The organism is Methylobacterium sp. Leaf94, from assembly GCF_001426045.1.
Classification (GTDB): Bacteria; Pseudomonadota; Alphaproteobacteria; order Rhizobiales; family Beijerinckiaceae; genus Methylobacterium.
This window is the reverse complement of the sequence record NZ_LMRM01000045.1, coordinates 149983-174539: the sequence shown is the minus strand read 5'-3', so window position 1 is coordinate 174539 and position 24557 is coordinate 149983. Positions and strand designations below refer to the sequence as shown.

Genomic DNA, 24557 nt, shown 5'->3' with positions numbered 1-24557 from the left:
CAACCGAACCGGCCCTGAGCCTACAGAGCATGCGCGCCCGATGTTGATCGCAAGGTCGTCGGAGCAGACGGGATGATCAGGCAAACGCGGAATGCAGTGCAGTCCGGGTGGCCGTCCTGGTCAAGGCCCGAAAAACACGTCGGGACGATTGCGCAAGACGGTTTGGCAGGACGATCGGGCAAGACGATGTCGGCACGACCATGCGCTCGCTGAAGGTCCGGTTCGCGCTCCTGCTCGGCGGCACCGCGCTCCTCGTGGTCCTGGCGGCCCTCGGCGTCCTCGCCTCGATCGGCGCCGCCGAGCGCACCATCGACCGGACGCTGGCGGCCCAGGGGCGCCTCGAACTTCTGGTCGAACTCTCCGGGCGCATGACCCAGTACGGGCTCGCCGCCCTGGAGGCGGTGAGCAACCCGGATGCGCAGCCGGAGGGACTCGCGGTGGCGCGCGCCCATGTCGACCGCGCCCTGGTGGCGGTGGACGAGGCCCTGGGGCGCTCCATCGCGTCGAGTGACGACCCCCTCGACCGCACCCAGTACGCCGCCCGCACCCGGCCTCTCGCCCAGCTGCGCGCGGCCCGCGCCGTCCTCGACCGGCAGGTGACCCAGGTGCTGCGCCAGTCGGAGGACGAGTCGCGCCGGGCGGCGATCCGGGGCGCCCTGAACGGCTTCGGTGCCATGACCGGGCAACCGCTCTCCTTCCTGATCGAGGTGGAGCGGCGCTCGATGATCGCCGGCTCGGACGCGGCGCGCGCGCTCTCCGGCACCCTGCGGGTCGCGTCGCTGGCCGCCGTGGCGGGGGCGCTCGCCCTCGTGCTCCTGCTCTACCGGGCGGTGACCCGTCCCGTGCTGGCCCGGATCGAGGCGGTGCGCCGCGCCGCCGGCGCCGTGGGCCGGGGCGAGCTCGACACCCGCCTGTCGGTGGCGACCCGCGACGAGCTCGGCCTGCTCGTGGCGAACTTCAACCGCATGGCCGCCCGCCTCGCCCGGCGCGAGGGCCGGCTCGCGGCCGACCGGGCCGCCCTGGAGGACACGGTGGCGGCCCGCACCCTCGATCTGCGCGCCGCCAATGCCCGCCTGGAAGCGGTGGACCGCTCGCGCCGGCGCTTCTTCGCCGATGTCAGCCACGAGCTGCGCACGCCCCTCACGGTCATCCTGGGCGAATGTGACATCGCGGCCCGCTCGACCGGGCGCCAGACCGACGTCACCCCGGTCTTCGCCACCATCCGCAAGCGCGCCCTGCGCCTGAAGCGCCGGGTCGAGGACCTGCTGCGCGTCGCCCGCTCCGAATCGGGGCAGATCGAACTCGACCGCCGCCCGGTGGGCGCGGGGGAGATCCTCGCCGACGCCGTCGACGGCATGGGCTCCGAGGCCGCCCGCCGCCGCGTGGCGCTGAGCCTCGCTCTGGTCGAGGCCGACCCGATGCTGCTCGCCGACCGGGAATGGCTGCGCCAGGTGGTCGAGAGCCTGATCGACAACGCCCTGCGCCACGCCACCGGGCTCACCCGGGTGGCGGTCGCCCTGGCGCGGGCGGAGGGGGGGCACGTGGTGGTGACGATCACCGACGACGGGCCCGGCTTCCCCGACCTCGGCGACGGCCTGTTCGAGCGCTTCCGCCGCGACAGCCCCACGGGAGAGGCCGGCTTCGGCATCGGTCTGGCACTGGCGCGCTGGGTCGTGGAGCGGCATGATGGCACGATCCGCCTCGGGGCGGGTCCGGGCGGGCGCGGTGCGCAGGTGGCCCTCGACCTGCCCGCGCTGTCCCCCAGCGACGCCGAGCATCCCCCCTCGCCTCACCCGACGGGCGCCCAGGAGACCGTGGCATGACGCGCGTACTGATCGTCGAGGATGACAGCGACATTCGCGCCATGCTCGCCCGCGGCCTGGAGGCGGAGGGCTTCTCCGTCGGCGTCGCCGGACGGGTCGACGACGCCCTCGCGGCCGCCCGCGCCGAGGCGCCCGAGGCGGTGGTTCTCGACATCACCCTGCCGGACGGCTCCGGCCACGATGTCTGCCGCTCCCTGCGCGAGGGCGGCTATCCGGGGCCGATACTCTTCCTCTCCGCCCGGGACGAGGTCCGCGACCGCGCCGAGGGGCTGGCGCTCGGGGCCGATGACTACATCGTGAAGCCCTTCGTCTTCGACGAGCTCCTGGCCCGCCTCCAGACCCACCTCCTGCGCCGCAAGGCCTCGGAGGAGCCCCGCACCCTGGTCACCGCCGGCAAGCTGATGCTCGACCTGACCGTCCGTCAGGTCGGATTCGCGGATGCGACGGCGCGCCTCACCCCCCGCGAGGCCGAGCTCCTCGCCCTGCTGATGGACAACGCCAACCACCCGGTCTCGCGGGGCGACATCTTCGACAAGCTCTGGGCCGGCCAGGGCGGCCTCTCCCTGAATGTCGTCGATGTCTACGTGGGTTACCTGCGGACCAAGCTGTCCGACTTCGTCCGCCTCGGCGGCCCGGTCATCGTCACGGTGCGGGGCCGGGGCTTCATGCTGGACCTGAAGGGACAGGATTTCCGGCACTGAAACGGGCATGCCGCGTTAACGCCGACACCGGATTCGCGGGGGTGGACGGGAGGAACCGGCAATTTAGCGCTTGAACTGCCGGGCCAAATTGTCGATACCAGCGCGGCGACAGAAATCTCTGCGCCGTCAGTGTCTTACGATCTTCTTAGAGGCGATCGGGATGCTGCTGACGTTCAGAAGAAACCTTCAGGAGAAACACCATGACCTGGGCTGCCCCCATCGTTTCCGAGATCTGCGTCGGCATGGAAGTCACCAGCTACGAGTCGGCTGAGATCGACACCTTCAACTGAGTTTCGTCGAACCCGAGGGTCCGAAGGCAGCGTCGGTTCCACCATGCATGTCCTGATCCTCGGTTCGGCCGCGGGCGGCGGCCTTCCCCAGTGGAATTGCCGCTGCCCGATCTGCTCCCTCGCCCGTGAGGACGAGACCCGCGTCAGGCCGCGGACCCAGTCGAGCATCGCCGTCTCCCCCGATGGAGAGCGCTGGCTCCTGGTGAACGCCTCCCCCGATCTCCGCCAGCAGCTGTTCGACAATCCGGCGATGCACCCGCGCACGGGGCTGCGGCACTCGCCGATCCAGGCCGTGCTGCTGACCAACGGCGACGTCGACCACGTCGCCGGCCTGCTGACCCTGCGCGAGGGCCAGCCCTTCACCCTCTACGGCACCGCCGGCATCCTCGACTCCGTCAACGCCAACCGGGTGTTCGACGTGATGGCCACGGGCGTCGTCGCCCGCGAGCCGATCGCCCTCGACCGGCGCTTCGAGCCGGTGCCGGGCCTGCACGTCACCCTGTTCGCGGTGCCGGGCAAGGTGCCCCTCTGGCTGGAGGACGAGACCCTGCAGATCGGCGCCGAGACCGAGACCACGGTGGGCGCGATGATTGAGGCCGGCGGGCGGCGCCTCGCCTACATTCCCGGCTGCGCCCGCGTCACCGAGGACCTGAAGGCCCGCATCGGCGGGGTCGACGGCCTGCTCTTCGACGGGACCGTGCTCCTCGACGACGACATGATCCGCGCCGGCGTCGGCACCAAGACCGGCTGGCGCATGGGCCACGTGCCGATGACCGGCGAGGGCGGCTCCATCGCGGCCCTGTCCGACGTCGCGATCGGCCGCCGGGTTTTCGTCCACATCAACAACACCAACCCGGTGCTGGTCGAGGGCTCCGAGGCGCGGCGCCAGGTCGAGGCCGCGGGCTGGACCGTGGCCCATGACGGTTTGACGCTGACTCTTTCGTGAGGCGTCCATCTGGCAGTTTAGTGCCGACGACATACATTGTGTCCGATTGAATTGCGTCGGCGCGCCCGCGGCCTTCACGGGGCGCGGCGCGATTGATAAGAAAAGTTCCTAAAACCGCTCCACGCTGATCCGCGAGCCACGCCATGACCGCGCCCTTCCCGACCCCGAAGACCGATGAGGCCCAGCGCCTGCTCTCGCCGGAGGAGCTGGAAGCGGCCCTGCGCGACATCGGCGCGCGCCGCTACCACAACCTGCACCCGTTCCACCGGCTCCTGCACGACGGCAAGCTCAGCAAGGATCAGGTCCGGGCCTGGGCGCTGAACCGCTACTATTATCAGGCGATGATCCCGGTGAAGGACGCCGCCGTCCTCGCGCGCATGACCGACGCGTCCCTGCGCCGGGTCTGGCGCCAGCGCATCGTCGACCACGACGGCGACGCCCCCGGCGACGGCGGCATCGAGCGCTGGCTCAAGCTCGCCGAGGGCGTGGGCTTTGCCCGCGACTACGTGGAATCGACGCAAGGCATCCTGTCGGCCACCCGGTTCTCGGTGGATGCCTACGTGCACTTCGTGAAGGAGCGCTCGCTGCTGGAGGCCATCGCCTCCTCGCTCACCGAGATGTTCTCGCCGACCATCATCTCGGAGCGGGTGGCCGGGATGCTGAAGAACTACGACTTCATCACCAAGGACACGCTGGCCTATTTCGACAAGCGCCTGACCCAGGCCCCGCGCGATGCCGACTTCGCCATCGCGTACGTCAAGGAGCACGCCACCACGCCGGCCCTGCAGCGCCAGGCGATGGATGCCCTGACCTTCAAGTGCAACGTGCTCTGGACCCAGCTTGATGCCCTCTACTTCGCCTACGTGGCCCCCGGCCTGACCCCGCCCGACGCCTGGACGCCCGGCACGGGGCTCGTCCCCGAGCCCGCCGTGGCGCAGGCGGCCGGGACCGGCACCCTCGCGGCGCACGACGTGCCGCGCCTGCCCCGGGGCGTGCGCCTGCGCCACGATGCCGTGCGCAACCAGCACGTCCTCCTGGCGCCCGAGCGCACCTTCGACCTCGACGCCAACGCGGTGGCGGTTCTCGAACTGGTCGACGGGCAGCGCAGCGTGCGCGCCATCGCCGCCCTGCTGGGCGAGAAATTCACGGCGGACCCCGCCGTGATCGAGGCCGACATCCTCGTGATGCTGAACGATCTGGCCACGAAACGGGTCCTGGAGCGATGAACGCGATCACGCCGAACGTCCCCACCCTGCCGGCACCGGTCGGACTCCTGGCGGAGCTCACCCATCGCTGCCCCCTGCGCTGTCCCTACTGCTCGAACCCGCTCGAACTCGACCGGCGTTCGGGCGAGCTCGACACCGCCACGTGGCAGCGGGTGCTGACGGAGGCGGCGGGCCTCGGCGTGCTGCACGTCCACCTCTCGGGCGGCGAGCCGACGGCGCGCAACGACATCGTCGAGATCACCGCGACCTGCGCGAAACTCGGCCTGTATTCCAACCTCATCACCTCCGGCGTCGGGGGCGCCCTGCAGAAGCTCGACGCGCTCTACGAGGCCGGCCTCGACCACGTGCAGCTCTCGGTGCAGGGCGTCGACGCGGCCAATGCCGAGAAGATCGGCGGCCTCAAGAACGCCCAGCCGCAGAAACTCGCCTTCGCCGAGCGGGTGACCCAGCTCGGCCTGCCGCTGACGCTGAACTCGGTGATCCACCGGGGCAACATCCACGAGGTCGAGGGCTTCATCGATCTCGCGGTGAAGCTCGGGGCCAAGCGCCTGGAGGTGGCCCACACCCAGTATTACGGCTGGGCCTACGTGAATCGCGCCGCCCTGATGCCGAATAAAGCGGAGGTCGACCGCTCGATCCGCATCGTCGAGGCCGCCCGCGAGCGCCTGAAGGGCCAGCTCGTCATCGACCTCGTGGTGCCGGACTACTACGCGAAATACCCCAAGGCCTGCGCCGGCGGCTGGGGGCGCAAGCTCATGAACGTGACGCCGCAGGGCAAGGTGCTTCCCTGCCACGCGGCCGAGACGATCCCGAACCTCGAATTCTGGTACGTATCCGACCATTCGCTCGGCGACATCTGGGCGAACGCGCCGGCCTTCACGGCCTATCGCGGCACGGACTGGATGCAGGAGCCCTGTCGCTCCTGCGACCGGCGCGAGAAGGACTGGGGCGGCTGCCGCTGCCAGGCCCTGGCTCTCGCCGGGGATGCGGCGGCCACCGATCCGGCCTGCTCGCTCTCGCCGCTCCACGCCAAGGTGCGGGGCCTCGCCGCCGAGGAGGCGGCCGAGACCCCGCCCGACTACATCTACCGGACCATCGGCAGTAACGTGCAGCCCAATGTGCGTCCGCCGTTGAATGAGGAAGCGCCGCTTTGAAGCCCGTCACACTCGCCGCGCTGCTGATGCTCGCCGGCGCACCCGCCCTCGCCCAGACCCCGCCGACCACCCCCGCGCCACCGGCGACGCCCGACGCGTCCGCCGTGACAAAGGCCAGCACCGCGACGACGCCCGACGCCTCGGACCTGCTCTTCGAGCAGCCGCAGATGAAGAACGTCCCGCCCGGGTCGAAGCTGACCTACGATTACCTGCGCCGCAGCGGCATCTCGAAGGGCCCGTTCGGACCGCCGCTGAACGACACGATCAAGCTCGGGATCGAGCCCGGCAACGCTGCGGAGAACCGCAACATCCGCGTGGAGATGTTCTCCGGGGCCAACCGTTTCCCGGCCGGCCCGTTCGAGGACATGCCCGGCAACCCGGTGATGACGCTCTTCCTCGAGCACCATCTCATGGATCTCGCCCGCGTGCTGATGGCCAATCCGCGCTACATCAAGAATGCCATTCGCAAGGGCCTGCGCGACAACGCGACCGTGACGCCGATGCAGATCGACTACAAGGGCCAGAAGGTCGACGCATGGCGCATCGAAACTCAGCCCTTCCTCGACGACAAGATGAAGGAGCGCATGCGCGGCTTCGAGAACCTGAAATACACCTTCGTCACGTCTGCGGCCGTGCCGGGCGAGCTCGTCTCGATCGAGGCGAGCTCCAAGAACGCCGAGGGCGGCGAACTCCTGCAGGAGAACCTGAGCTATGATCCGAACGCTGGTTAAGCGGCTCCCGCACCTCGCCGCCGGCGCCTGCGCCGCGGCCTTCCTGGCGGGTGCGGCGACCGCGGCCGAGTCAGAGAACGACTACCCCACGGAGGCCCGGGCCGACTACATCTTCGGCTGCATGGCGGCGAACGGCCAGTCGCGCGAATCCTTGTCGCGCTGCTCCTGCTCCCTGGATGCCCTCGCCTCGCTGCTGCCCTACGACAAGTATGTCCAGGCCAGCACCGTGCTGTCCCTGCGCCAGGGCATCGGCCAGCGCACGGCCCAGTTCAAGTCGACCAAGGTCTTCGACGATCAGGTGGCCGACCTGCGCCGGGCCCAGGCCGAGGCCGAGATCCGCTGCTACCGCGGCGGGACCTGACCGGGTCACGCGGACGTCGCAGGGGCGCCGCCCGGCGGCGGCGCAGGACTTGGCCCCGTTCGGCCCCAGCGCCGGCAGGGGCGTTGCTCCGACCGGGCATTGCGTTCAAAGACAGCGGCATCCCGGCCGAGGACGCGCTCCGGTCGCGCCCGCCTTCGAACCCGAGCATCCCGTGCCCCCAGACCTGCCGGCTCCGCTGACGACGCTCCTGCCCGATCTCGGTCGGCGCGTGCTCGTGATGGGCATTCTCAATGTCACGCCCGATTCGTTCTCCGATGGCGGCCGCTTCGCGGATGTCGTGGCCGCCCGCACCCAGGCCGAGGCCCTGGTGGCGGAGGGCGCGGCCCTGGTGGATATCGGCGGCGAATCCACCCGCCCCGGCCACGTGCCCGTCCCGGCCGAGGAGGAGCAGGCTCGGATCCTGCCGGTGATCCGCGACCTCGCGGCCCGCCTGCCCGTTCCGATCTCGGTGGACACCTATAAGGCCTCGACCGCCCGGGTGGCGCTGGAGGCCGGCGCCCGCATGGTCAACGACGTCTGGGGCCTGCAGCGCGAGCCCGATATCGCCCGGGTCGCCGCCGATTACGGCGCGCCCGTGATGATCATGCACAACCGCGAGACCATCGATCCGGCCCTCGATATCGTCGCCGACATGCTGCGCTTCTTCGAGCGCTCGCTGGCCATCGCGCGGGCCGCCGGCCTGCGCGACGGCGACATCGTGCTCGATCCCGGTATCGGCTTCGGCAAGAGCTGGGCGCAGCACCTCGAAGCCCTGCGGCGCCTGCCCGAGATCGTGGCCCTCGGCTTTCCCGTCCTCGTCGGCGTCTCGCGCAAATCCCTCCTCGGACGCCTGCACGATGCCGAGACCAAGCCGGTGGACCGGCTCTTCGGCTCGATCGGCAGTCACGTCCTCGCCGCCACCCTCGGGGCGCAGATCGTGCGCGTTCACGATGTCCGCCCGCACGTCGATGCCCTGCGGGTGGTCGACGCCGTGATGGGACGCTCCGCATGAGCGACCGCATCCTCGTCGACCGGATCGCGGTCTTTGCCTTCCACGGCCTCCTGCCCGAGGAGGCTCGCCTCGGGCAGCGCTTCTACGTCTCGCTCGATGTGCGCCTCGACCTCGGGGCGGCCGGGCGCTCCGACGACGTCGCCCGGACCGTGAGCTACGCCGACCTCACCGAGATCGTGACCCGGATCGCCACGCAGCGGCGCTTCGACCTGATCGAGGCCCTCGCGGAAGCCATCGCGGGCGAGATCCTCGACCGGCACCCGCTCATCACCGAGATCCGCGTACGGGTGGACAAGCCGAGCGCGCCGGTCCCGGCCGTGATCGACGGCGTCGCCATCGAGATCGTGCGCCGCCGCGAGGCCGCCCGATGAGGCGTGGACCGGACTGGCACGCCGCCTATCTCGGCCTCGGCAGCAATCTCGGCGACAAGGCCGCGACCCTGGCCGATGCGGTGGCGCGGCTGGCGGCCACACCGGGCATCCGCGTCACCGCGCGCTCGTCGAACTATCGCACGCCGCCCTGGGGCGACACCGACCAGGACTGGTTCCTCAACGCCGCGATCGGGATCGAGACCAGCCTCACCCCGCACGAACTCCTGGAGGTGGGACTCGCCATCGAGACCGCCATGGGCCGGGTGCGCGAACGCCGCTGGGGTCCGCGGGTGATCGATATCGACGTTCTGTCCTACGAGGGGGCGACGATCTCGGATGCGCGCCTCGTGCTGCCACACCGTTTCGTACGCGAGCGCGCCTTCGTGCTGGTGCCTCTGGCCGAGATCGCCCCCACCCTGCGTATTGGGCCGGAGACGGTCGCCGCAGCCCTCGCCAAGCTCGACGCCGCCGGCATCGAGCGGGTCTGATCCGGGCCGGATCTCGATCGGGGATCTGGGATCGACCCCGGCGGAAAGGGCCGCCCTCTCGGCATTCGTGACGCCGACGCAGCCGTCGATCCAGGCGACGAGGCGGTGCAAGGGGCCGAGCCGAGACAGCCCAAGTTGCGTTCGGCGATCGCGTCGGTACTTTCCGGCATGCGCCCGTCGCCCGCGCGGGATTTCTGCCCCTCCGGGCTGACCCCGAGGGAGAGCGGATCGGGGCACGAGGATCCCAGCTCCCGCGCAGAGAGGCGTCAGGCGGCGAATGCCTAGCTCCACGCGGATGCGGTCGGCCCTGTCCGGTTCGATCCGAAGGGCCGTCGCGAACCGCGGCCATGGGCGCTGGTCGACGATGCGCGCGCAGGGGTCTGAACGACGATGGCGGCGACGGAGCCCATCCGATCGCCGCCATCGCGGTCTCTCTCTCCTGTCGCCCCCGGACATCCTCGGGGGCAATATCAGGGGCTTGGAGCGTCGAGGAGCTTGTTGCCCTCTTCCTCCAGCAGCGGCACGTCGTAGTCGCGCAACACTTTTTCGATATCGGCGCGGCGCTTGCGCAGGATCGTGTTGAGGGTGCGCTTCCAGTCGTTCTCCTCCAGGCGCACCCCGAGGGCGATCCGGAAGGTGAGCGGCGGCCGATCGGGCTCCTGCAGCAGCGCCACCATCGTCATCGGCACGCCGCTGTGCTTGGCGAGCCAGCCGGCGGCGGGTCCCCAGAGGATGGCGGCATCGATGCGCTTCTCGGCGAGATCCGCGATGACCTCGGCCGAGACCGTCTGGTGCTTGCGGGCCGGATCGAGCTGATAGGGCGCGTAGGCCTTCATGGAGCTGACGAGGCCGACCTCGCCCATCCGGTTCACCGGGGGCGTGCCGCCGATGACGCCGATGGACTTGCCCTTCAGCTTGGGATCGTCGAGCCGGGTCACCCCGTCGAACTCGCCCGTGCGGGTGACCAGCGTATAGGCGGAGCGGTAATAGGGATTCGAGTGCTGGACGAGCTCTCCACCGGCGGCCGAGCCGATGATGAGGTCGCAGAGGCCCGTGCCGAGGGTATTGCGGACGAAGCCGGGCCCCTGCGTCAGCCAGTAGTACCGGATCTTGACCTTGAGCTCGTCGGCGATGATCGCGGCGATTCGGTTCTCGAAGCCGTCCTCCTTGCGTTCGGAGAACGGCATGTTGCCGGGATCGCCGCAGACACGCAGAGTGTCCGTCGTCACGAGGTCCGGCAGCGATTGTGCCAACGCAGGTCGCGCTCCGGCTGCGAGCAGCAGGAGCGCGAGCGCGAGGCCCGTCCGGGAGCCTGGATGCGCCATTAGCCGCCCAGGCACTCCTTCTCAGCCGTCTTGGCGGCCTCGGGCTTGTCTTCCTTGTCGGTCGGGCGGACGCGCGGCATGGCGCCGGACGCCCGGGCCTTCAGGTAGACGTAGAGGTCGTCGGCGTAGCACATGACGTTCTTGTTATCGCCGAAGGCCGGCATCACGCGCTCCTGGCCGGCCTGCGAGTCACGCTTGCCGCCAGCGAGGATGCCGATGAACTCCTCGTAGCCGATCGTCTTGAGCGAGTCCTTCAGGGCCGGCGCGTAGGTCGAACCCATGGCGTCGGGTCCGTGGCAGACGTGGCACTCGGCGTGATAGCGGCGGTAGCCCGAGTAGGCGTACCAGTCGAACTTCTTGCCATCAGCGGTGATGTGGTAGGTGGGGTGACCTTCCGAGTCCTGATACTTTCCGTCCTCGACCTTCACGGCCGCGAACTTGTCGATCAGCTTCGGGTCCTTCTCGGGTGCATTCGGATCGAGCTGATTGGCGAGGGCCGGATCAGCCTTCTTCGCATCCTGGGCCTGCACGGCGAGCGTTGAGACCGACGCGAGAGCGAACGCTGCCGCGAGAGGGCGGATGACGGCTTTGCTAAAGGTGTACAACGACGTTTCTCCCAGGAACACCACGTCGGCTCACCAGCCGCGTGTTTCGCGTGTTGTTCTTCCAATTCTAATCATAAAGGTGCCGGCGCGGAAACCCGCGCCGGCACCCTATGATCTACCGTTGCGTGCGACCGATTAGTTCGGCAGCGAGAAGACGGTCAGCTGACCACCGAGGTTGGTGTAGTTCGAGAGGGCGGCGTAACCACCCACCGCACCGAGACCGGCGTTCGGGTCGGTCAGGCCGGCCGCGAGGCCGATGCCGGCCCAGCCACCGACACCCGACAGGATGCCGACGTACTGCTTGCCCTTGTGGCTGTAGGTCATCACGTTGCCGATGATGCCCGACGGGGTCTTGAACTTGTAGAGCTCCTTGCCGGTCTTGGAGTCGACGGCCTTCAGGTAACCCTCGAGGGTACCGTAGAACACGACGTCACCAGCGGTGGCGAGGGCGCCCGACCACACCGAGAACTGCTCCTGGTTCGACCACTTGATCTTACCAGCGACGCCGTCCCAGGCGATGAAGTTACCCATGCCGCCGTGGCTGTTGGGGGCCGGGTACATGGCCAGCGTCGCGCCGACGTAGGGCTGACCCGGGGTGTAGGAAACCCGGAACGGCTCGTAGTCCATGCAGACGTGGTTGGTGGGCACGTAGAACAGGTTGGTCTTCGGCGAGTAGGCCGCAGGCTGCTGGTCCTTGGTGCCGAGAGCGGCGGGGCAGATACCCTTGGAGTTGGTATCCTCACCGTTCTGCTCGGTGGAGTACTTGGCCTGGACGAGCGGACGACCGTAGGTCTTGGAGCTCTTGTCCATGTCGACCTTCGAGGCCCAGTTCACGACCGGATCGAACTTCTCGGCGACCAGGAGCTCGCCGGTGGCGCGATCGAGGGTGTAGCCGAAGCCGTTACGGTCGAAGTGGGTCAGGAGCGGACGCTCCTTGCCGTCAACCTTCTGATCCGTGAGGATCATCTCGTTGATGCCGTCGTAGTCCCACTCGTCGTGCGGGGTCATCTGGTAGACCCACTTGGCGGCGCCCGTGTCGGGGTTACGCGCCCAGATGGTCATGGACCACTTGTTGTCGCCCGGACGCTGCTTGGGGTTCCAGGTCGAGGGGTTGCCCGAGCCGTAATACATCAGGTCAAGCTTGGGATCGTAGGAGAACCAGCCCCAGGTGCAGCCGCCGCCGGTCTTCCACTGATCGCCTTCCCAGGTCTTCAGCGAGGAGTCCTTGCCGACCGGCTTGCCGAGCGAGGTGGTCTTCTCGGGGTCCATGATCATGTCGGCGTCGGGGCCCTGGGAGTGGCCGCGCCACACCTTCTTGCCCGTCTTGGCGTCGTAGGCGGTGACGTGACAGTTCACGCCGAACTCGCCACCGGAGATGCCGACGATGATCTTGTCCTTCACCGGGAGAACGGTGGCGGTGTTGGTCTCACCCTTCTTGGGGTCGCCGTTCACCACCGACCAGTTCACCTTGCCGGACTTCGCGTCCAGCGAGACGACGGTCGTGTCGGCCTGGTGCAGGATGATGGCGCCATCGGCGTAGGCGAGGCCACGGTTGACCGTGTCACAGCACATGACCGGAATGACCGACGGGTCCTGCTTGGGCTCGTACTTCCAGACGATCACGCCGTCCTTGTCGAGGTCGAGGGCGTAGACGATGTTCGGGAAGGGGGTGTGAACGTACATCATGTTGCCGACGACGAGCGGGGAGCCCTCGTGGCCGCGCAGCACGCCGGTCGAGAAGGTCCAGGCCACCTGGAGCTGCTTGACGTTGCTGGCGTTGATCTGGTCGAGCTTCGAATAGCGCGTGTTGGCATAGTCGACGGTCTGAAGGACCTGCTCGGCCGGGTTGGCCGTGCGCTTCAGGACGTCTTCGTTGGCGAACGCCGTGGTCGAAGCGACCATGCCGGCGCCGAGTGCGAGAAGATGTACCGCTCTCATGGATTCCTCCGACAGATCTTGCAGCCGCCATCATGCGGAAAACCCGCAGGATCACGCCGTGATCTGACTGTTTGCGACAGGGATAGGTTCGCCTCGGTAGCGGACGCCAAACCCTTATTTCCAAACCACTAATGGCCAGGACGGGGTTTGTGTAGTCAGGGGCCGCTATCCCTTTGCGGCGCCCCTCGAAACCGAAGCTTGAATGAACTCTAAGAAAAATTCGGCCGGCGTCAACTCGCTTGCGCCCTGTGCTTCCAGGCTTCGCACAAGTCCTCGTGAGCCTTTGGCCGACATTCTGTCAGGCTCACGCTTCGCAGCATCGGATTGTGCGTTGCAATATCCCAAATTGGTAAGACAAAGTGTTTTAGACAGCTTGGCCTCATCATCATGCGTCTGGAGCATGTACCCTGAGCTTGGCCGGTGTGGTCATGCGATCGAAGCTGCGTTCGCGTCAAAGGAGCCCCCGCGAGGAGATGCGTTCGTGAAATAAAATGCTCAAAAGGAGGTATATTTCAGAATCACGCGCCGGGGCGGGGGATTGTGATGGTCATATCCGGCATCCGCGGAACCCTGGGGGATGCTCATCGGATGCGCGGTCTCGCCGCATCCGGTCTGGGGAGAAGTGAAGACAGCGCGCGATCGAGGCGCGAGCATTGTCCGATCCGGGGCGAATCAGCCTGCGATGATGCCTGGGAATCGGGCGGCGAGGGACGCTCGGTTTGCCTCCATCCAGCCGCGTTCGCGCTGGCCCCGCGGCCGATCCAGGGTGATCGTGCCGAGGAGGCTCGCCGGTCGTCCCGAGACTAGGAGCAGGCGATCGGCGATCTCGAGGGCCTCGGCCACGTTGTGGGTGACCATGAGGACGCCCATGCCGGAGCCCTCCACCGCTGCGACCACGAGGCCGCGCAGGGCCGCCGCCGCATTGTCGTCGAGGGAGACGAAGGGCTCGTCGAGGATGAGGATGCGCGGCTTCTGCGCGAGCGCCCGGGCGAGCGAGACCCGCCGGGCCATGCCCAGCGACAGAGCGCCCGGGTAGCGGCCCCGCCAGGGAGTCAGGCCGAGAGAGTCGAACAGGGCATCGAGGTTCTGGGTGCGGGCCGGCCGCGGCAGGGCGAGGCGGACGTTCTGCTCGACGGTGCGCCAGGGCAGCAGCCGCGGCTCCTGGAACGCCATGGCGATGCCGGCCTCGTCCGGCGGCGGCGTGACGCGGCCCTCGTAATCGGCGTCGAGCCCGAGGAGGATGCGCAGGGTCGTGGTCTTGCCGGCCCCCGAGGGGCCGATCAGGCAGGTGATGGCGGCCGCCGTCACCGTGAAGGCGAGGTCGCGCACCGCCTCCACGGGCTCCGGGCCGGCACTGCCATAGACCTTGCGGAGGATGTCGACCCGCAGGGCCGCGCCCGCGCCGTCGGAGGCGGGAACGGCCATCCCCTCAGCGCCAGCGTCGGACATAGGCTTCGAGCCGCTGGAGGATGAGGATGTCGATGGCGATCATCACGCTCATGAACACGATGCTGTAGCCGACGATTGCCGCCACGTTCAGGCTCTGGACGAAGTAGTAGTTGATCGCGAAGCCGACGCCGTTGGGCCGGCCGAGAAGCTCGATCACCAGCACGATCTTCCAGGCGAGCGACAGGCCGGAGCGCGCGGCGGCTACCGCGAAGGGCTGGAGCTGCGGCACCAGCACGTGCGCGATCCAGGTCCGCCGGTCGAAGCGGTAGCTGCGCGCCATCTCCTCCAGTTGCGGATCGAGGCCGCGGGCCCCCTCGCGCAGGATCACGGCGACGTTCGGCAGCTTGTTCAGGACCACGGCGACGATGGCGGCCGCCTCGTTCAGGCCGACCCAGATGTAGGCCAGCACCGTGATCACCAGGGCGGGCGTGTTGAGGAGAATGAGGAGCGGGGTGTCGAGGACGAGGTTGAGCCGGCGCGAGCGCCCGAGGGCGATTCCGAGGAGCACGCCCAGTGTCATGGCCAGGAAGAAGGAGATGCCGACCCGCGAGAGGGTGATGCCGACGTTCCACCACAGGTCGCCGGTGGCGGATTCGCGAACGATGAAGTCCAGGATCGCCAGGGGCGCCGGCAGCAGCCGCGAGCCCGCGGCCGAGGCCGCGACCTGCCACCCCGCGAGGAGGACCAGCACGGAGGCGAGACGGGTGGCAAAGCCCATCGGATCAGGGCGTCGGACGCGCGGAGGGCGGGGCGGCCTCAGCCATTGCCGGTGCCGTCGAAGTACAGGCCCTCGGGGAGCGTCGTGCCCGCGCCGACCAGGCGCTCGCCGCCGAGCCGGGCCATCACGCTGAACAGCGTCTCGCCGTCTTTGCGCTCCGTGGCGAGGGGCCGGCGCGGGATGCCCGCGAGGAAGTCGCGCTTCAGGGCCTGGAAGGTAGCCTCGTCGTCAGCCGACATCAGGGGGCGCACCACGTCCCAGGCAGCGGGATCGTTGGCGAGGAGATCCTTGGCGGCCTTGGAGGCGCGGGCGAACCCCGTCACCGCCTCGCCCTTGTCCTTCACGGTGGCGTCGTCGAGGAGGTAGCCGATCAGGGCCATCGAGCCGGTGGCGCCGAAGGCGCGCATGATGTCGTCCGAGCCGATCAGGCGACGGAAACCCTTGGGCTCCAAGCGGGCGCAGTAGGTCCAGTACAGCAGCCCGGCATCGAGCTCGCCCTGCTCCAGCTTGAGCGCCAGGAGGGGCGGCGCGCCGAACGCGATGGTGGCCTGGGTCTCGAGGTCGATGCCGACGGTGTCCCGGGCCTGGGCCTTGAGCAGGAGCCAGTTCTTGTCGAGGGGGCCCCCGGCCACGCCGAGGCGCTTGCCCTTGAGGTCGGCCAGCGTCCGGATCGGGCTGTCGCCCGGCACCATCAGCGAGCCCTCGGTGGTCGAGTAGGGGAAGAAGCGGATCGCGCGGCCCTCGTTGCCGAGCCGTGCGGCCCAGAGCAGGTCGCCCACGATGGTGTCGACCTGGCCCCCCAGGAAGGCGATCCGTGCCGCGTCGTTGCCGGCGAGCTTGACCACGTCGAGGGTGAAGCCGTTGGCGCTGTCGAGGCCGCGCGCCTTGATCACCGCCGCTTCCCAGGAGACCGTGCCGAACGGCAGGCTGCCCACCCGGAAGGACGGTCCGGCCGCCCGCGCCGGCCGGGCGAGGCTCCAGGGCAGGGGCAACAGTGCCGCCGTCGCGAGCAATCCGCGCCGTGACAGCATGAGGGACTCTCCCTGGTTTCCAAGTCGAACGCTCGGGGTGTCCCGTGAAGGCCGGCGTTGGTTGGCAATCTTCATAGGAGGTCGGGCCCAGGGCGTCCACAGGACGAATTGGCAAGTCCGACGGGCGGATGGTCGCTTCCGAACCGGCCAATCCTTCCGGATCCGGCGCGACACCTTGCGAACCGGGCGTGATCCCTTGCGCACGGCCGGGGCCGGGCGCAGAGAGTCGGCAACGCTGCGTGTTCGAGGGAGAGTGGGACCATGGCCGGCACACGGGACGACGTGATCGACGACGCCACCGTCACGGAGCGCCTCGCGCGCGAGCTTCCGGCCTGGCGCCTGGAAGAGGGCTGGATCCGGCGCACCTACAAGACCGCGGGCTGGAAGGGCACGCTGATGGTGATCAACACGGTCGGCCACCTCGCCGAGGCCGCCTGGCACCACCCGGACATCACCGCCTCCTACGCCTGGGTCGAGGTGCGGCTGACCAACCACGCCGCCAAGGGCATCACCGAGAAGGACCTCGCCCTGGCCGCCAAGATTGAGGAGGTGGTCGGCTGGCAGCCCGGCACCGAGGGCGGCGCGCTCGAGGGCACCCCCACCGATCCGCGCTTCGCCTACATCAAGTACGACAAGTAGCCGGCCGCGTCCGGGTCAGTCGGCCTGCTTCACCCGGCGGCACTCGGTCTTGAGGTAGCTCGTCTTGCCGACCTCGTCCCGCAGGTCGGTGCGGGCGATGATCTCCTGCCAGCCGTTGGTGCAGCCGAGCTCGTTGGCGACGCGGACCTTGCGGACTTCGCTGGCCTTGTCGTCGGTGCAGGCCTCGATCGGGATCCCGTTGGCGCAGACGAGGACCACGGCGATGAAGGCGTTCATGGGCGAGCTCCGGCGGTGCGTTGCCGGACAGGTACGCCACCGGCGCCCCTCCGGTCTCAATCGATCGTGAGAATGTGATCGGCGGAGAAGTCCCGCCCCTCCACCGGGTTCGCCACCCAGCGGGTCCGGCCAATCCACAGGTCGTGCCCGGCATGGAAATGGCCCGAGACCCAGAGGTCGGGCCGGTCCGCCTCGGGCAGGTCTTCCAGGGCGGTGGTGGCGTAGAAGGCCGGGACCCACCAGGGCACGCCGGGCACGTGGCGGAACGCCTCGGCCGCGCGTGGGCTCGCCGGGTGATGGGTGACGCAGACGGTCGGGCCGGCATGGGGCTGCGCCAGGGCGGCGGCCAGCAGGGCACGCTCCCGCTCATGGGCCGCCATCGCGTCGGCGGGCGACCAGGCCGTGCCGTCACCGTTGCGGATGGAGCCCCGATACTCCCGCGAGCCCGTAACCGGATCGGTCATCCGCGCGGCCGCGTAGGCGACCGGATCCGACGGCGCGTCGGCGCCGCTCTCGTCGAGCCAGAGGCCGGCCAGCGACCAGTCGCTCCACAGGGTCGTGCCGACGAAGCGGACGCCATCGAGGACGATCGCCGCCCCGCGCTGGAGCAGGTGGATGTCCGCCCCCTCCCCGTTCAGGCGCAGTACCTCGGTCTCCAGGGCGGCGAGGAGTTCCGGAGCCGTGCGCCGGTCGCCGGTGGGCGCGTAGTGCTCGTGGTTGCCCGGCACCAGCACGATCGGGCGTCCCTGCGCCAGGGTCATAAGGGCCGCGAGCCCCGATTCGGGCCTGCCCTCGTGCAGGTCGCCGGGGCAGACCAGCACGTCGAAGGGCCGGGTCGGGCGCGGGATGACGTCGAGGCGCCGGCGCTCGAGGTGCAGGTCGGAGATGGGGAACAGGCGCATGGCGGGGGCTCGAAGCCTCTCAGGGAACCGGACTCTCGGACACGGCCTTGGCCGCGCGCCACTCGGCGCGGGCGGCCTTCAGGATGTCGCCCGCCGAATCCGCGTTGAGGATGGCGATGCCGGCCGCCGCGATGAGGTCGGGCCAGGCCGACAGGGTCAGGGCGGTGGCGAGGCCGGCGGCGATGATCGCCAGGTTGGCGAAGGCGTCGTTGCGGGCGGAGAGGTAGGCCGCCCGGGTCAGGCTGCCGCCGCCCGAGCGGTGGCGGGCCAACATCATCGCGCAGGTGAGATTGACCGCCAGCGCCCCCATGCCCGTGAGCGTCAGGGGGATCGGGGCCGGCGGCGCCATCGTGGCGAACTTGATCCAGGCGGCATAGGCGGTGGCGAGCGCCGGCAGGAGCAGGATGACGGCGAGGACCGCCCCGAGCCGGGCCCGGTTGCGCACGCTCCAGCCGATCCCGGCGAAGATCAGCAGGTTGATCGCCGCGTCCTCGAGGAAGTCGAGGCTGTCGGCGATGAGCGCCAGCGAGCCGATCGCCAGGGCGACCGTGATCTCGATGCCGAAATACGCGAGGTTCAGCCCGGCAACGCGGGCGACCACCGGGCGCAGGGTGGCGGACGGGGTGGGCGTGGCGGACACGGGCGGCGGCTCGTCTCGTGACGGTGCGGTCTTCAAGGGGAGGTCCCCGGACCCGGGCCCGGCGCCTCGCGGCAAGAGTCTCCATGGCGCGAAGTGCCTCCGTCTGTCGAGGCTCACGACTCGGCGCGATGCTTTTCGGCAGCCGGATACTGGATTTGGCCCGCCGCCTGTGCGAGGCGAAAAGCCACGCCGCACGAGACCCGCGTGCCACACCCGAAGTCAGGGGAAACTGCCGATGATGCCCGAACTGCGCGTCCTGTACTTCGAGGATCTCGAAGTCGGCCTGTCCGAGACGCTGAACAAGGTCATCGCCTCCTCCGACGTGGTGGGCTTCGCCGAGATCACCGGCGACCGCAATCCGATCCACCTGTCCGAGCACTTCGCGGCGCGCACGCCCTTCGGCACCCGGATCGCCCACGGCCTCTACACCGCCGGCCTGATCTCGGCGGTGCTCGGCACCCGCCTGCCCGGCCCCGGCGCGGTCTATATCAGCCAGACCCTGAACTTTCGCGCGCCCGTGCGCATCGGCGACACCGTCGAGGTCACGGTCGAGGTGGCCGAACTCGTCCCGGAGCGCCGCCGTGCCCGCCTGAAATGCACCTGCTCGGTGGCCGGTGAGGTCGTCCTCGACGGCGAGGCCCTGGTGAAGGTGCCGACCAAGGCCGAGGCCGATCCCCTGGCGGTGCGCATGGGCGGGCGTCCGGCGAGCGCCTGACGCCGCCTTGGCCGCCCCTTGCCGACCCGCGCCGATCGCCATCGAGGATCCCGCCGACCCGCGCCTCGCGCCCTATGCGGCGATGCGCGAGCGCGACCTCGTCGGGCGTGCCGGCCGCTTCATCGTCGAGGGCGAGGTGACCCTGCGGGTCATGCTCTCGGCCCGAGCCCGGTTCGGCCTCGAATCGGTTCTGCTGGCGCCCGAGCGCCTGGCCGGCCTGGACGCGGCCCTGGCCCGTCTGCCCGAGCCCGTGCCCGTCTACACCGCGGCGAAGCCCGTGATGAGCGCGATCACCGGATTTCCGATCCATCGCGGCGTCCTCGGCGTGGGCCTGCGCGGGGCGGAGGCCACGGATGCCGTCCTCCCCGGCCTGCCGCCCGCCCCGGCACCGGCCCTCGTGGTCGGTCTCGTCGGCCTGACCAACCACGACAATGTCGGCGGCCTGTTCCGCAACGCCGCCGCCTTCGGGGCCGACGCGGTGCTCCTCGATGCCGGCACCTGCGATCCGCTCTACCGCAAGGCGATCCGCGTCTCGGCGGGCGCCGCCCTGATCGTCCCCTTCCTGCAACTCGCCGATGCGGACGCGCTCCTGGCCTTCGCGGCGCGTCACGCCCTGGAGCCCCTGGCCCTGAGCCCCGGCGGAGCCGAGACCCTGGCGGCCCTGGCGCCCCCCAACCGGACCCTGCTCCTCCTCGGAAGCGAGGGGCCGGGCCTGCCGCCGGACCTGATGGCGCGCCTGCGCACCGTCCGCATCGCGATGGCGCCGGACTTCGATTCGCTCAACGTCGCCACGGCGGGCGCGATCGCGCTACATCACCTGTCCCGGGCCGCCTGACTGCGGATCGCGGGCGTCCGCGGCCCGATGGGCCGGGGATGCGCGACACTGCGCCCCCATTGCCGCCTGCATCGCTACGGTCAAGATTAGACCGCGAGCCCTGGACGGACCATGCTCCCGCGCCACATGGATGAGGCGCGTGGGCCTGTAGACGATGGAGTTTTGAGCGTTGTTGCAGTCACGGGACGGCTTGCGGACTTTGTCCGGACGCCGCGTCATCATCGTCGGTGCCGGTCCCGGCGGCCTCGCCACCGCACTCCTCCTCGCCCGCGCCGGCGTGCACGTCACGTTGCTGGAGAAGGATCCGGCGGTGGGCGGACGCACCAAGACGGTCGAGGCGCCCGGGGGCTTCCGGTTCGACATCGGCCCGACCTTCTTCCTCTATCCGCAGATCCTCGCCGACATCTTCGAGACCTGCGGCGAGCGCCTGGAAGACCACGTCAAGCTTGAGCGCCTCGATCCGCAGTACCACCTCGTGTTCGAGGCGGGCGGCGAGATCCGCGCCACGAACGACATGGACCGCCTCGAGGCCGAGGTGGCGCGCATCGCGCCGGACGACGCCAAGAACGTGCGCAAGTTCTTCGCCGACAACCGGGTCAAGCTGAAGTTCTTCAAGCCCGTCCTGGAGCAGGCCTTCCATACCCTGCGGGCCATGGCCTCCCCGGCCATGATCGCCGCCCTGCCCCACCTCCATCCGGGGCGCAGCGTCGACAAGGACCTGCAGCGCTACTTCAAGGACCCGCGGGTCCGCCTCGCCTTCGCGTTCCAGACCAAATACCTCGGCATGTCGCCGTTCCGGTGCCCGAGCCTGTTCACCATCCTGTCGTTCCTCGAATACGAGCACGGCGTCTACCATCCGGTCGGCGGGTGTGGCGCCGTCTCGGAGGCGATGGCGGGCCTCGCCCGCCGGATGGGCGTCGACATCCGCCTCGGGGCGGGCGTCGAGCGGGTGCTGTTCGAGGGCAAGCGCGCCAGCGGCGTCGTCTGCAACGGCGAGACCCTGCAGGCCGACGCGGTCGTCATCAACGGCGACTTCGCCAAGGTCATCCAGGACCTCGTGCCGCAGCAGCACCGGCCGCGCTGGCGCGACACCAAGATCGCGAAGGCGCGCCTCTCCTGCTCGACCTTCATGCTGTATCTCGGCCTCGACGGGCCGATGCCGGAGGCCCTCGGCCACCACACCATCCTGCTGTCGGAGGATTACGCCCGCAACATCCGGGAGATCACCGACGGCATCCTGCCGATGCAGCCCTCGCTCTACGTGCAGCATGCGGGCTTCACCGACGGCGGCATGGCGCCCCCCGGTCAGACCAGCCTCTACGTGCTGGTGCCGGTGCCGAACCTGAAGGCGGGCATCGACTGGAAGGGGCTGCGGGAGACTTATCGCCGCCTCGTCCTCGACCGCCTGAAGCTGCTCGGCCTCGGCGACATCGAATCGCGCATCCGCTACGAGCGCATCGTCGACCCGACCGAGTGGCGCGACGACTTCTTCGTGCACGAGGGGGCCACCTTCAACCTCGCCCACGACCTGATGCAGATGCTCTACTTCCGCCCGCACAACCGCTTCGGGCCAGGGCTCTACCTCGTCGGCGGCGGAACCCATCCGGGCTCCGGCCTGCCGGTGATCTACGAGGGTGCGCGCATCACCGCCCGCCTCCTGATCGAGGAGCTCTCCGCCGGGCGCGTCGGGGCCGCCAGTGCCGGCATCCCGGCCACCGCGCCCCTGGCCACCTCGGGCGACGCCACTTGAGGGGGCTGTCGCGGCCCCTGGCCGGTCTCTGCGCCCTCGTCCTGGTTTCGGGGGCGGCCCGGGCGGCCTCCGTGGCGGTGGAGGTCGAGGGCATCGAGCCCGGCGGCCTTGTCTCCGTCGCCCTGTGCCAGGACGGCCTGTCCGAGGCCGATTGCCGGACAGGGCAGCAGGCCGAGCCCCAGGCCGCTGCCCAGCGCTTCGTCTTCGCGAACGTGAGGCCCGGGATCTATGCGGCGGTGGCCTATCAGGACACCAACCGCAACGGCCGCCTCGACCGGACCGGCCTCGGCCTGCCCCTTGAGCCCTACGGCTTCTCCGGCGAGTCCGTCCGGACCGCCCGCCCGGATTTCGCGCGCGCGCGTTTCACCGTGCGGGAGCCGGGCGTCGGCGTGCGGGTTCGCCTGTCGCGCGCGCTGCCGCCCCGCTGAGCGCCGCGTGAGCCTCCCTTCCGAGCCGCTCCTGCGGGTGGCCGGCGCCGCCCTCGCCTATCGCGGCACCCGCGTGCTGGAGCGCGTCGACCTCGCCCTCGGCGCCGGCGAGACCCTCGCGCTCCTCGGCCCCAACGGCGCCGGCAAGACTTCGCTGATGCGCCTCGTCGCGGGTCGGCTCGCCCCCCGTGCCGGCAGCGTCCGCGTGGCCGGCGACGATCCCCATCGGACGCCGGCGGCGCGCCGGGCGATCGGCTGGGTGCCCCAGGAAATCGCCCTCTATCCCCGCCTCTCGGTGGCCGAGAACCTGTCGGTCTTCGCCCAGCTCGCCGGCATCCCCCGGCGCGGGCGGGCCGAGGCGGTGGCGACGGGCCTCGCCCTCTGCGCCCTCGGCGAGGTCGCCCGGCGCCCGGTGGGGCTGCTCTCGGGCGGCTACCAGCGCCGGGTCAACATCGCCGCCAGCCTGATGGCGCGACCCCGCCTCGTCCTCCTCGACGAACCGACGCAGGGCGTCGACCTGCACGCCCGGGCGGCCATCCATGCGGTGCTCGCGCGCCTGCGCGAGGCCGGCACGGCCCTCCTCGTCGCCACCCACGACTTCGCCGAGGCCGAGCGCCTGGCCGACCGGGTCGCCATCCTGGCGCAGGGGCGGATCGTCACCGACGGCCGCCTGTCCGATCTCCTCGCCCGCATCCGCGCCGAGGCCCCCGAGCACGAGGCGGCCCTCGTCGCCCCCGCCGATGGGGCGGCGGAGGCGGTCCTGCGCCAAGCGGGCTTCGTGCCACTCGACACCGGCTCGACCTGGCGGGCGCGCCGCCTGAGCGGCACGCCCCGCGACGGCGCCGACCTGCTCGCCGACCTCCGGAGCGCGGGCGTGCCCATCGCCGAGATCCGCATCCGAGCCCCTGGGCTGGAGGCGGTGTATCGCGATGCGCTGGCGGGATCCGCGCCGCCGGCCGCGGACGGGCTCGCCGAACAAGAGACCCCCGCATGATCTCGGCCGCCTTCCGCGTGATGCTGCTCGGCCTGATGCGCGACCGGGCCGCCCTGGTCATGGCCTTCGTGCTGCCCACCGTGATCTTCGTGATCTTCGCCGCGATCTTCTCCGGCGCCCTGGGCGACCGCATCCGCATCCATGTCGGCCTCCTCGACTTGGCCCGGACGCCGACGACGCAGCGCCTGATGCAGGCCCTGGAGGCGGACCCGTCCCTCCGGGTCGGACGCCTCGCCGCCTCCGATCTCGACGGCGCCGTCGCGGCGGTGCGCCGGGGCGAGGTCGACGTGGCCCTGGTGCTGCGCGGCGACCTCGAGGCCGGCTCGTCCCGCGCCGACCAGCCCGTGGTGCTGATCGAGAATCCCGCCAAGGCCCTCGCCACCCCGATCGCGCTGGGCCAGCTCCAGCGCGTCCTCAACGAGGCCCTGCCCGACGTGGTTTTGGCCCGGATCGTCGCCGACGTGGAGCGCTCGGGCAAGATCGGCCCGGACGAACGGGCCTTCCTCAACCAGGCCTTCGCCGAGCAGCGCGCCCGCAAGGAGCCCTTCGCCTTCGCCTCCCTGGTGGAGCGGCGCAGCACCGCCTCGGGTGCCACCAACGATCGCGTCAGCTACTACGCGGGGGCGATCACGGCGGTGTTCCTGCTCTTCGCCGCCATGCAGGGCGCCCTCTCCCTCGTCGACGAGCGCCAGTCCGGGCTCGCCGACCGGCTGATGGCGGGACCCGGCGGGCTCAGTGTGGTGGTGCTGGGCAAGTTCCTGTTCCTGGTGGGCCAGGGCCTCGTCCAGGCCGGGCTGATCTTCTCGGCCGCCGCCCTCCTGCACGGCGTCGACATCCTGCCCCATGCGGGCGCCTGGCTGGTGACCTCCCTCCTCGTCTCGGCGATGGCGGCCGGCCTCGCCCTGGCCGCCTGCGCGGCCTCCGCCACCCGCCAGCAGGCGCACCTGGCCGCGACCTTCGGCGTCCTCCTGCTCTCGGCGGTGGGCGGCAGCATGGTGCCCCGCTTCCTGATGCCGCCCTGGCTGCAGGAGGCCGGCTGGCTCACTCCCAACGCCTGGGCGATCGAGGCCTACCAGAACGCCTTGAGCGAGGGCTGGGCCGCGGCGCTGCCCGCCTGGGGCGTGATGGCCGCCGTGGCGGCGGCGGGGTTGTGGGTCGCGCTGGGGCTCGTGTCGCGGCGAACGAGCTAGGAAGGTACGGGCGAAGACGGCGTCGGTCCACGCCGCGACCGGTTAGCGCGTTGACCGC

General features: G+C 70.1%; 27 protein-coding genes. 18 read left to right on the top strand and 9 right to left on the bottom strand.

Features of this window, described 5'->3' with window-relative positions:
* Positions 1 to 200: 200 nt before the first annotated feature.
* The 11 genes from ASG63_RS19365 to folK all read left to right on the top strand — a co-directional run bounded on the left by ASG63_RS19365 (position 201) and on the right by folK (position 9103).
* Positions 201 to 1823 (top strand): sensor histidine kinase, encoded by a 1623-nt coding sequence (locus ASG63_RS19365; protein WP_056220283.1) that lies wholly within the window; start codon positions 201 to 203, stop codon positions 1821 to 1823.
* Positions 1820 to 2524, top strand: coding sequence for a response regulator transcription factor (locus ASG63_RS19360; protein WP_055951546.1), 705 nt, complete (start codon positions 1820 to 1822; stop codon positions 2522 to 2524). The genes ASG63_RS19365 and ASG63_RS19360 overlap by 4 nt, the downstream gene beginning before the upstream one ends.
* 200 nt (positions 2525 to 2724) lie before the next feature.
* On the top strand, positions 2725 to 2814 hold the full coding sequence (gene pqqA, locus ASG63_RS19355) for a pyrroloquinoline quinone precursor peptide PqqA (RefSeq protein ID WP_055889187.1): 90 nt from the start codon (positions 2725 to 2727) through the stop codon (positions 2812 to 2814).
* A gap of 43 nt (positions 2815 to 2857) precedes the next feature.
* Positions 2858 to 3760 (top strand): pyrroloquinoline quinone biosynthesis protein PqqB, encoded by a 903-nt coding sequence (pqqB, locus tag ASG63_RS19350; protein ID WP_056220280.1) that lies wholly within the window; start codon positions 2858 to 2860, stop codon positions 3758 to 3760.
* Positions 3761 to 3903: 143 nt separating this feature from the next.
* Positions 3904 to 4986 (top strand): pyrroloquinoline-quinone synthase PqqC, encoded by a 1083-nt coding sequence (gene pqqC, locus ASG63_RS19345; protein WP_056220277.1) that lies wholly within the window; start codon positions 3904 to 3906, stop codon positions 4984 to 4986.
* Positions 4983 to 6140: a pyrroloquinoline quinone biosynthesis protein PqqE gene (pqqE, locus tag ASG63_RS19340; RefSeq protein ID WP_056220274.1), complete on the top strand. Its 1158-nt coding sequence runs from the start codon at positions 4983 to 4985 to the stop codon at positions 6138 to 6140. The genes pqqC and pqqE overlap by 4 nt, the downstream gene beginning before the upstream one ends.
* On the top strand, positions 6137 to 6871 hold the full coding sequence (locus ASG63_RS19335) for a hypothetical protein (RefSeq protein ID WP_244472515.1): 735 nt from the start codon (positions 6137 to 6139) through the stop codon (positions 6869 to 6871). The genes pqqE and ASG63_RS19335 overlap by 4 nt, the downstream gene beginning before the upstream one ends.
* Positions 6852 to 7232 (top strand): hypothetical protein, encoded by a 381-nt coding sequence (locus tag ASG63_RS19330; RefSeq protein ID WP_056220271.1) that lies wholly within the window; start codon positions 6852 to 6854, stop codon positions 7230 to 7232. Before ASG63_RS19335 ends, ASG63_RS19330 begins: the two co-directional genes overlap by 20 nt.
* A 238-nt stretch (positions 7233 to 7470) precedes the next feature.
* Positions 7471 to 8244: a dihydropteroate synthase gene (gene folP / locus ASG63_RS19325; RefSeq protein WP_156394257.1), complete on the top strand. Its 774-nt coding sequence runs from the start codon at positions 7471 to 7473 to the stop codon at positions 8242 to 8244.
* Positions 8241 to 8615, top strand: coding sequence for a dihydroneopterin aldolase (gene folB / locus ASG63_RS19320; protein WP_056220265.1), 375 nt, complete (start codon positions 8241 to 8243; stop codon positions 8613 to 8615). The genes folP and folB overlap by 4 nt, the downstream gene beginning before the upstream one ends.
* Entirely contained in the window at positions 8612 to 9103 is a 492-nt protein-coding gene (gene folK, locus ASG63_RS19315) for a 2-amino-4-hydroxy-6-hydroxymethyldihydropteridine diphosphokinase (protein ID WP_056220262.1), read from the top strand. The genes folB and folK overlap by 4 nt, the downstream gene beginning before the upstream one ends.
* 470 nt (positions 9104 to 9573) lie before the next feature.
* On the opposite strand, the gene xoxJ is transcribed toward folK, so the two are convergent.
* The 6 genes from xoxJ to ASG63_RS19285 form a co-directional block, all read right to left on the bottom strand.
* Positions 9574 to 10428 (bottom strand): rare earth element methanol dehydrogenase accessory protein XoxJ, encoded by an 855-nt coding sequence (xoxJ, locus tag ASG63_RS19310; RefSeq protein ID WP_056220259.1) that lies wholly within the window; start codon positions 10426 to 10428, stop codon positions 9574 to 9576.
* Positions 10428 to 11033 (bottom strand): c-type cytochrome, methanol metabolism-related, encoded by a 606-nt coding sequence (locus ASG63_RS19305; protein ID WP_082486902.1) that lies wholly within the window; start codon positions 11031 to 11033, stop codon positions 10428 to 10430. Before ASG63_RS19305 ends, xoxJ begins: the two co-directional genes overlap by 1 nt.
* Positions 11034 to 11168: 135 nt before the next feature.
* Positions 11169 to 12971 (bottom strand): lanthanide-dependent methanol dehydrogenase XoxF1, encoded by a 1803-nt coding sequence (xoxF1, locus tag ASG63_RS19300; protein ID WP_056220255.1) that lies wholly within the window; start codon positions 12969 to 12971, stop codon positions 11169 to 11171.
* Positions 12972 to 13643: 672 nt separating this feature from the next.
* Positions 13644 to 14420 (bottom strand): ABC transporter ATP-binding protein, encoded by a 777-nt coding sequence (locus tag ASG63_RS19295; protein WP_056220254.1) that lies wholly within the window; start codon positions 14418 to 14420, stop codon positions 13644 to 13646.
* Positions 14401 to 15138 carry an ABC transporter permease gene (locus ASG63_RS19290; protein WP_056220251.1) on the bottom strand — a complete coding sequence of 246 codons (738 nt, stop codon included), beginning with the start codon at positions 15136 to 15138 and terminating at the stop codon, positions 14401 to 14403. The genes ASG63_RS19295 and ASG63_RS19290 overlap by 20 nt, the downstream gene beginning before the upstream one ends.
* A 38-nt stretch (positions 15139 to 15176) precedes the next feature.
* Entirely contained in the window at positions 15177 to 16169 is a 993-nt protein-coding gene (locus ASG63_RS19285; RefSeq protein ID WP_056220248.1) for an ABC transporter substrate-binding protein, read from the bottom strand.
* 261 nt (positions 16170 to 16430) lie between these two features.
* On the opposite strand from ASG63_RS19285, the gene ASG63_RS19280 reads away from it, so the two are divergent.
* A complete protein-coding gene (locus tag ASG63_RS19280; protein WP_056220245.1) occupies positions 16431 to 16808 on the top strand; it encodes a 4a-hydroxytetrahydrobiopterin dehydratase in 378 nt (125 codons plus the stop codon).
* 15 nt (positions 16809 to 16823) lie between these two features.
* Here the strand turns inward: ASG63_RS19280 and ASG63_RS19275 are convergent, their stop codons facing one another.
* From ASG63_RS19275 to ASG63_RS19265, 3 genes are read right to left on the bottom strand one after another with little or no spacing between them, the layout of a single operon-like run.
* Complete coding sequence (locus tag ASG63_RS19275) at positions 16824 to 17045, bottom strand: hypothetical protein (protein WP_055949561.1); 222 nt, start codon at positions 17043 to 17045, stop codon at positions 16824 to 16826.
* 56 nt (positions 17046 to 17101) lie between these two features.
* Entirely contained in the window at positions 17102 to 17947 is an 846-nt protein-coding gene (locus ASG63_RS19270) for a metallophosphoesterase (RefSeq protein WP_056220241.1), read from the bottom strand.
* 19 nt (positions 17948 to 17966) lie between these two features.
* On the bottom strand, positions 17967 to 18587 hold the full coding sequence (locus tag ASG63_RS19265) for a cation transporter (RefSeq protein WP_056220238.1): 621 nt from the start codon (positions 18585 to 18587) through the stop codon (positions 17967 to 17969).
* Positions 18588 to 18822: 235 nt separating this feature from the next.
* Here ASG63_RS19265 and croR point away from each other — a divergent pair, with 235 nt between their 5' ends.
* From croR to ASG63_RS19235, 6 genes are all read left to right on the top strand, one after another.
* Positions 18823 to 19302: a 3-hydroxybutyryl-CoA dehydratase gene (gene croR / locus ASG63_RS19260; RefSeq protein WP_055949554.1), complete on the top strand. Its 480-nt coding sequence runs from the start codon at positions 18823 to 18825 to the stop codon at positions 19300 to 19302.
* Positions 19303 to 19384: 82 nt separating this feature from the next.
* A complete protein-coding gene (locus tag ASG63_RS19255; RefSeq protein WP_056220465.1) occupies positions 19385 to 20137 on the top strand; it encodes a TrmH family RNA methyltransferase in 753 nt (250 codons plus the stop codon).
* Between the two features lie 169 nt (positions 20138 to 20306).
* A complete protein-coding gene (crtI, locus tag ASG63_RS19250) occupies positions 20307 to 21887 on the top strand; it encodes a phytoene desaturase family protein (protein WP_056220235.1) in 1581 nt (526 codons plus the stop codon).
* Positions 21884 to 22315, top strand: coding sequence for a DUF2141 domain-containing protein (locus ASG63_RS26610; protein ID WP_082559404.1), 432 nt, complete (start codon positions 21884 to 21886; stop codon positions 22313 to 22315). Before crtI ends, ASG63_RS26610 begins: the two co-directional genes overlap by 4 nt.
* Positions 22316 to 22322: 7 nt before the next feature.
* Positions 22323 to 23309: an ABC transporter ATP-binding protein gene (locus ASG63_RS19240; RefSeq protein WP_056220230.1), complete on the top strand. Its 987-nt coding sequence runs from the start codon at positions 22323 to 22325 to the stop codon at positions 23307 to 23309.
* The gene (locus ASG63_RS19235; RefSeq protein WP_056220227.1) at positions 23306 to 24499 is read left to right on the top strand and encodes an ABC transporter permease; all 1194 of its coding nucleotides are present in this window, start codon (positions 23306 to 23308) and stop codon (positions 24497 to 24499) included. Before ASG63_RS19240 ends, ASG63_RS19235 begins: the two co-directional genes overlap by 4 nt.
* Positions 24500 to 24557: the final 58 nt, after the last annotated feature.

Coding starts and splice junctions, on each gene's coding strand:
- ASG63_RS19365 (WP_056220283.1), top strand. CDS start 201: ATGCGCTCGCTGAAGGTCCGGTTCGCGCTCCTGCTCGGCGGCACCGCG.
- ASG63_RS19360 (WP_055951546.1), top strand. CDS start 1,820: ATGACGCGCGTACTGATCGTCGAGGATGACAGCGACATTCGCGCCATG.
- pqqA (WP_055889187.1), top strand. CDS start 2,725: ATGACCTGGGCTGCCCCCATCGTTTCCGAGATCTGCGTCGGCATGGAA.
- pqqB (WP_056220280.1), top strand. CDS start 2,858: ATGCATGTCCTGATCCTCGGTTCGGCCGCGGGCGGCGGCCTTCCCCAG.
- pqqC (WP_056220277.1), top strand. CDS start 3,904: ATGACCGCGCCCTTCCCGACCCCGAAGACCGATGAGGCCCAGCGCCTG.
- pqqE (WP_056220274.1), top strand. CDS start 4,983: ATGAACGCGATCACGCCGAACGTCCCCACCCTGCCGGCACCGGTCGGA.
- ASG63_RS19330 (WP_056220271.1), top strand. CDS start 6,852: ATGATCCGAACGCTGGTTAAGCGGCTCCCGCACCTCGCCGCCGGCGCC.
- folP (WP_156394257.1), top strand. CDS start 7,471: ATGGGCATTCTCAATGTCACGCCCGATTCGTTCTCCGATGGCGGCCGC.
- folB (WP_056220265.1), top strand. CDS start 8,241: ATGAGCGACCGCATCCTCGTCGACCGGATCGCGGTCTTTGCCTTCCAC.
- folK (WP_056220262.1), top strand. CDS start 8,612: ATGAGGCGTGGACCGGACTGGCACGCCGCCTATCTCGGCCTCGGCAGC.
- xoxJ (WP_056220259.1), bottom strand. CDS start 10,428: ATGGCGCATCCAGGCTCCCGGACGGGCCTCGCGCTCGCGCTCCTGCTG.
- xoxF1 (WP_056220255.1), bottom strand. CDS start 12,971: ATGAGAGCGGTACATCTTCTCGCACTCGGCGCCGGCATGGTCGCTTCG.
- ASG63_RS19295 (WP_056220254.1), bottom strand. CDS start 14,420: ATGTCCGACGCTGGCGCTGAGGGGATGGCCGTTCCCGCCTCCGACGGC.
- ASG63_RS19290 (WP_056220251.1), bottom strand. CDS start 15,138: ATGGGCTTTGCCACCCGTCTCGCCTCCGTGCTGGTCCTCCTCGCGGGG.
- ASG63_RS19285 (WP_056220248.1), bottom strand. CDS start 16,169: ATGCTGTCACGGCGCGGATTGCTCGCGACGGCGGCACTGTTGCCCCTG.
- ASG63_RS19280 (WP_056220245.1), top strand. CDS start 16,431: ATGGCCGGCACACGGGACGACGTGATCGACGACGCCACCGTCACGGAG.
- ASG63_RS19275 (WP_055949561.1), bottom strand. CDS start 17,045: ATGAACGCCTTCATCGCCGTGGTCCTCGTCTGCGCCAACGGGATCCCG.
- ASG63_RS19270 (WP_056220241.1), bottom strand. CDS start 17,947: ATGCGCCTGTTCCCCATCTCCGACCTGCACCTCGAGCGCCGGCGCCTC.
- croR (WP_055949554.1), top strand. CDS start 18,823: ATGATGCCCGAACTGCGCGTCCTGTACTTCGAGGATCTCGAAGTCGGC.
- ASG63_RS19255 (WP_056220465.1), top strand. CDS start 19,385: ATGCGCGAGCGCGACCTCGTCGGGCGTGCCGGCCGCTTCATCGTCGAG.
- ASG63_RS19235 (WP_056220227.1), top strand. CDS start 23,306: ATGATCTCGGCCGCCTTCCGCGTGATGCTGCTCGGCCTGATGCGCGAC.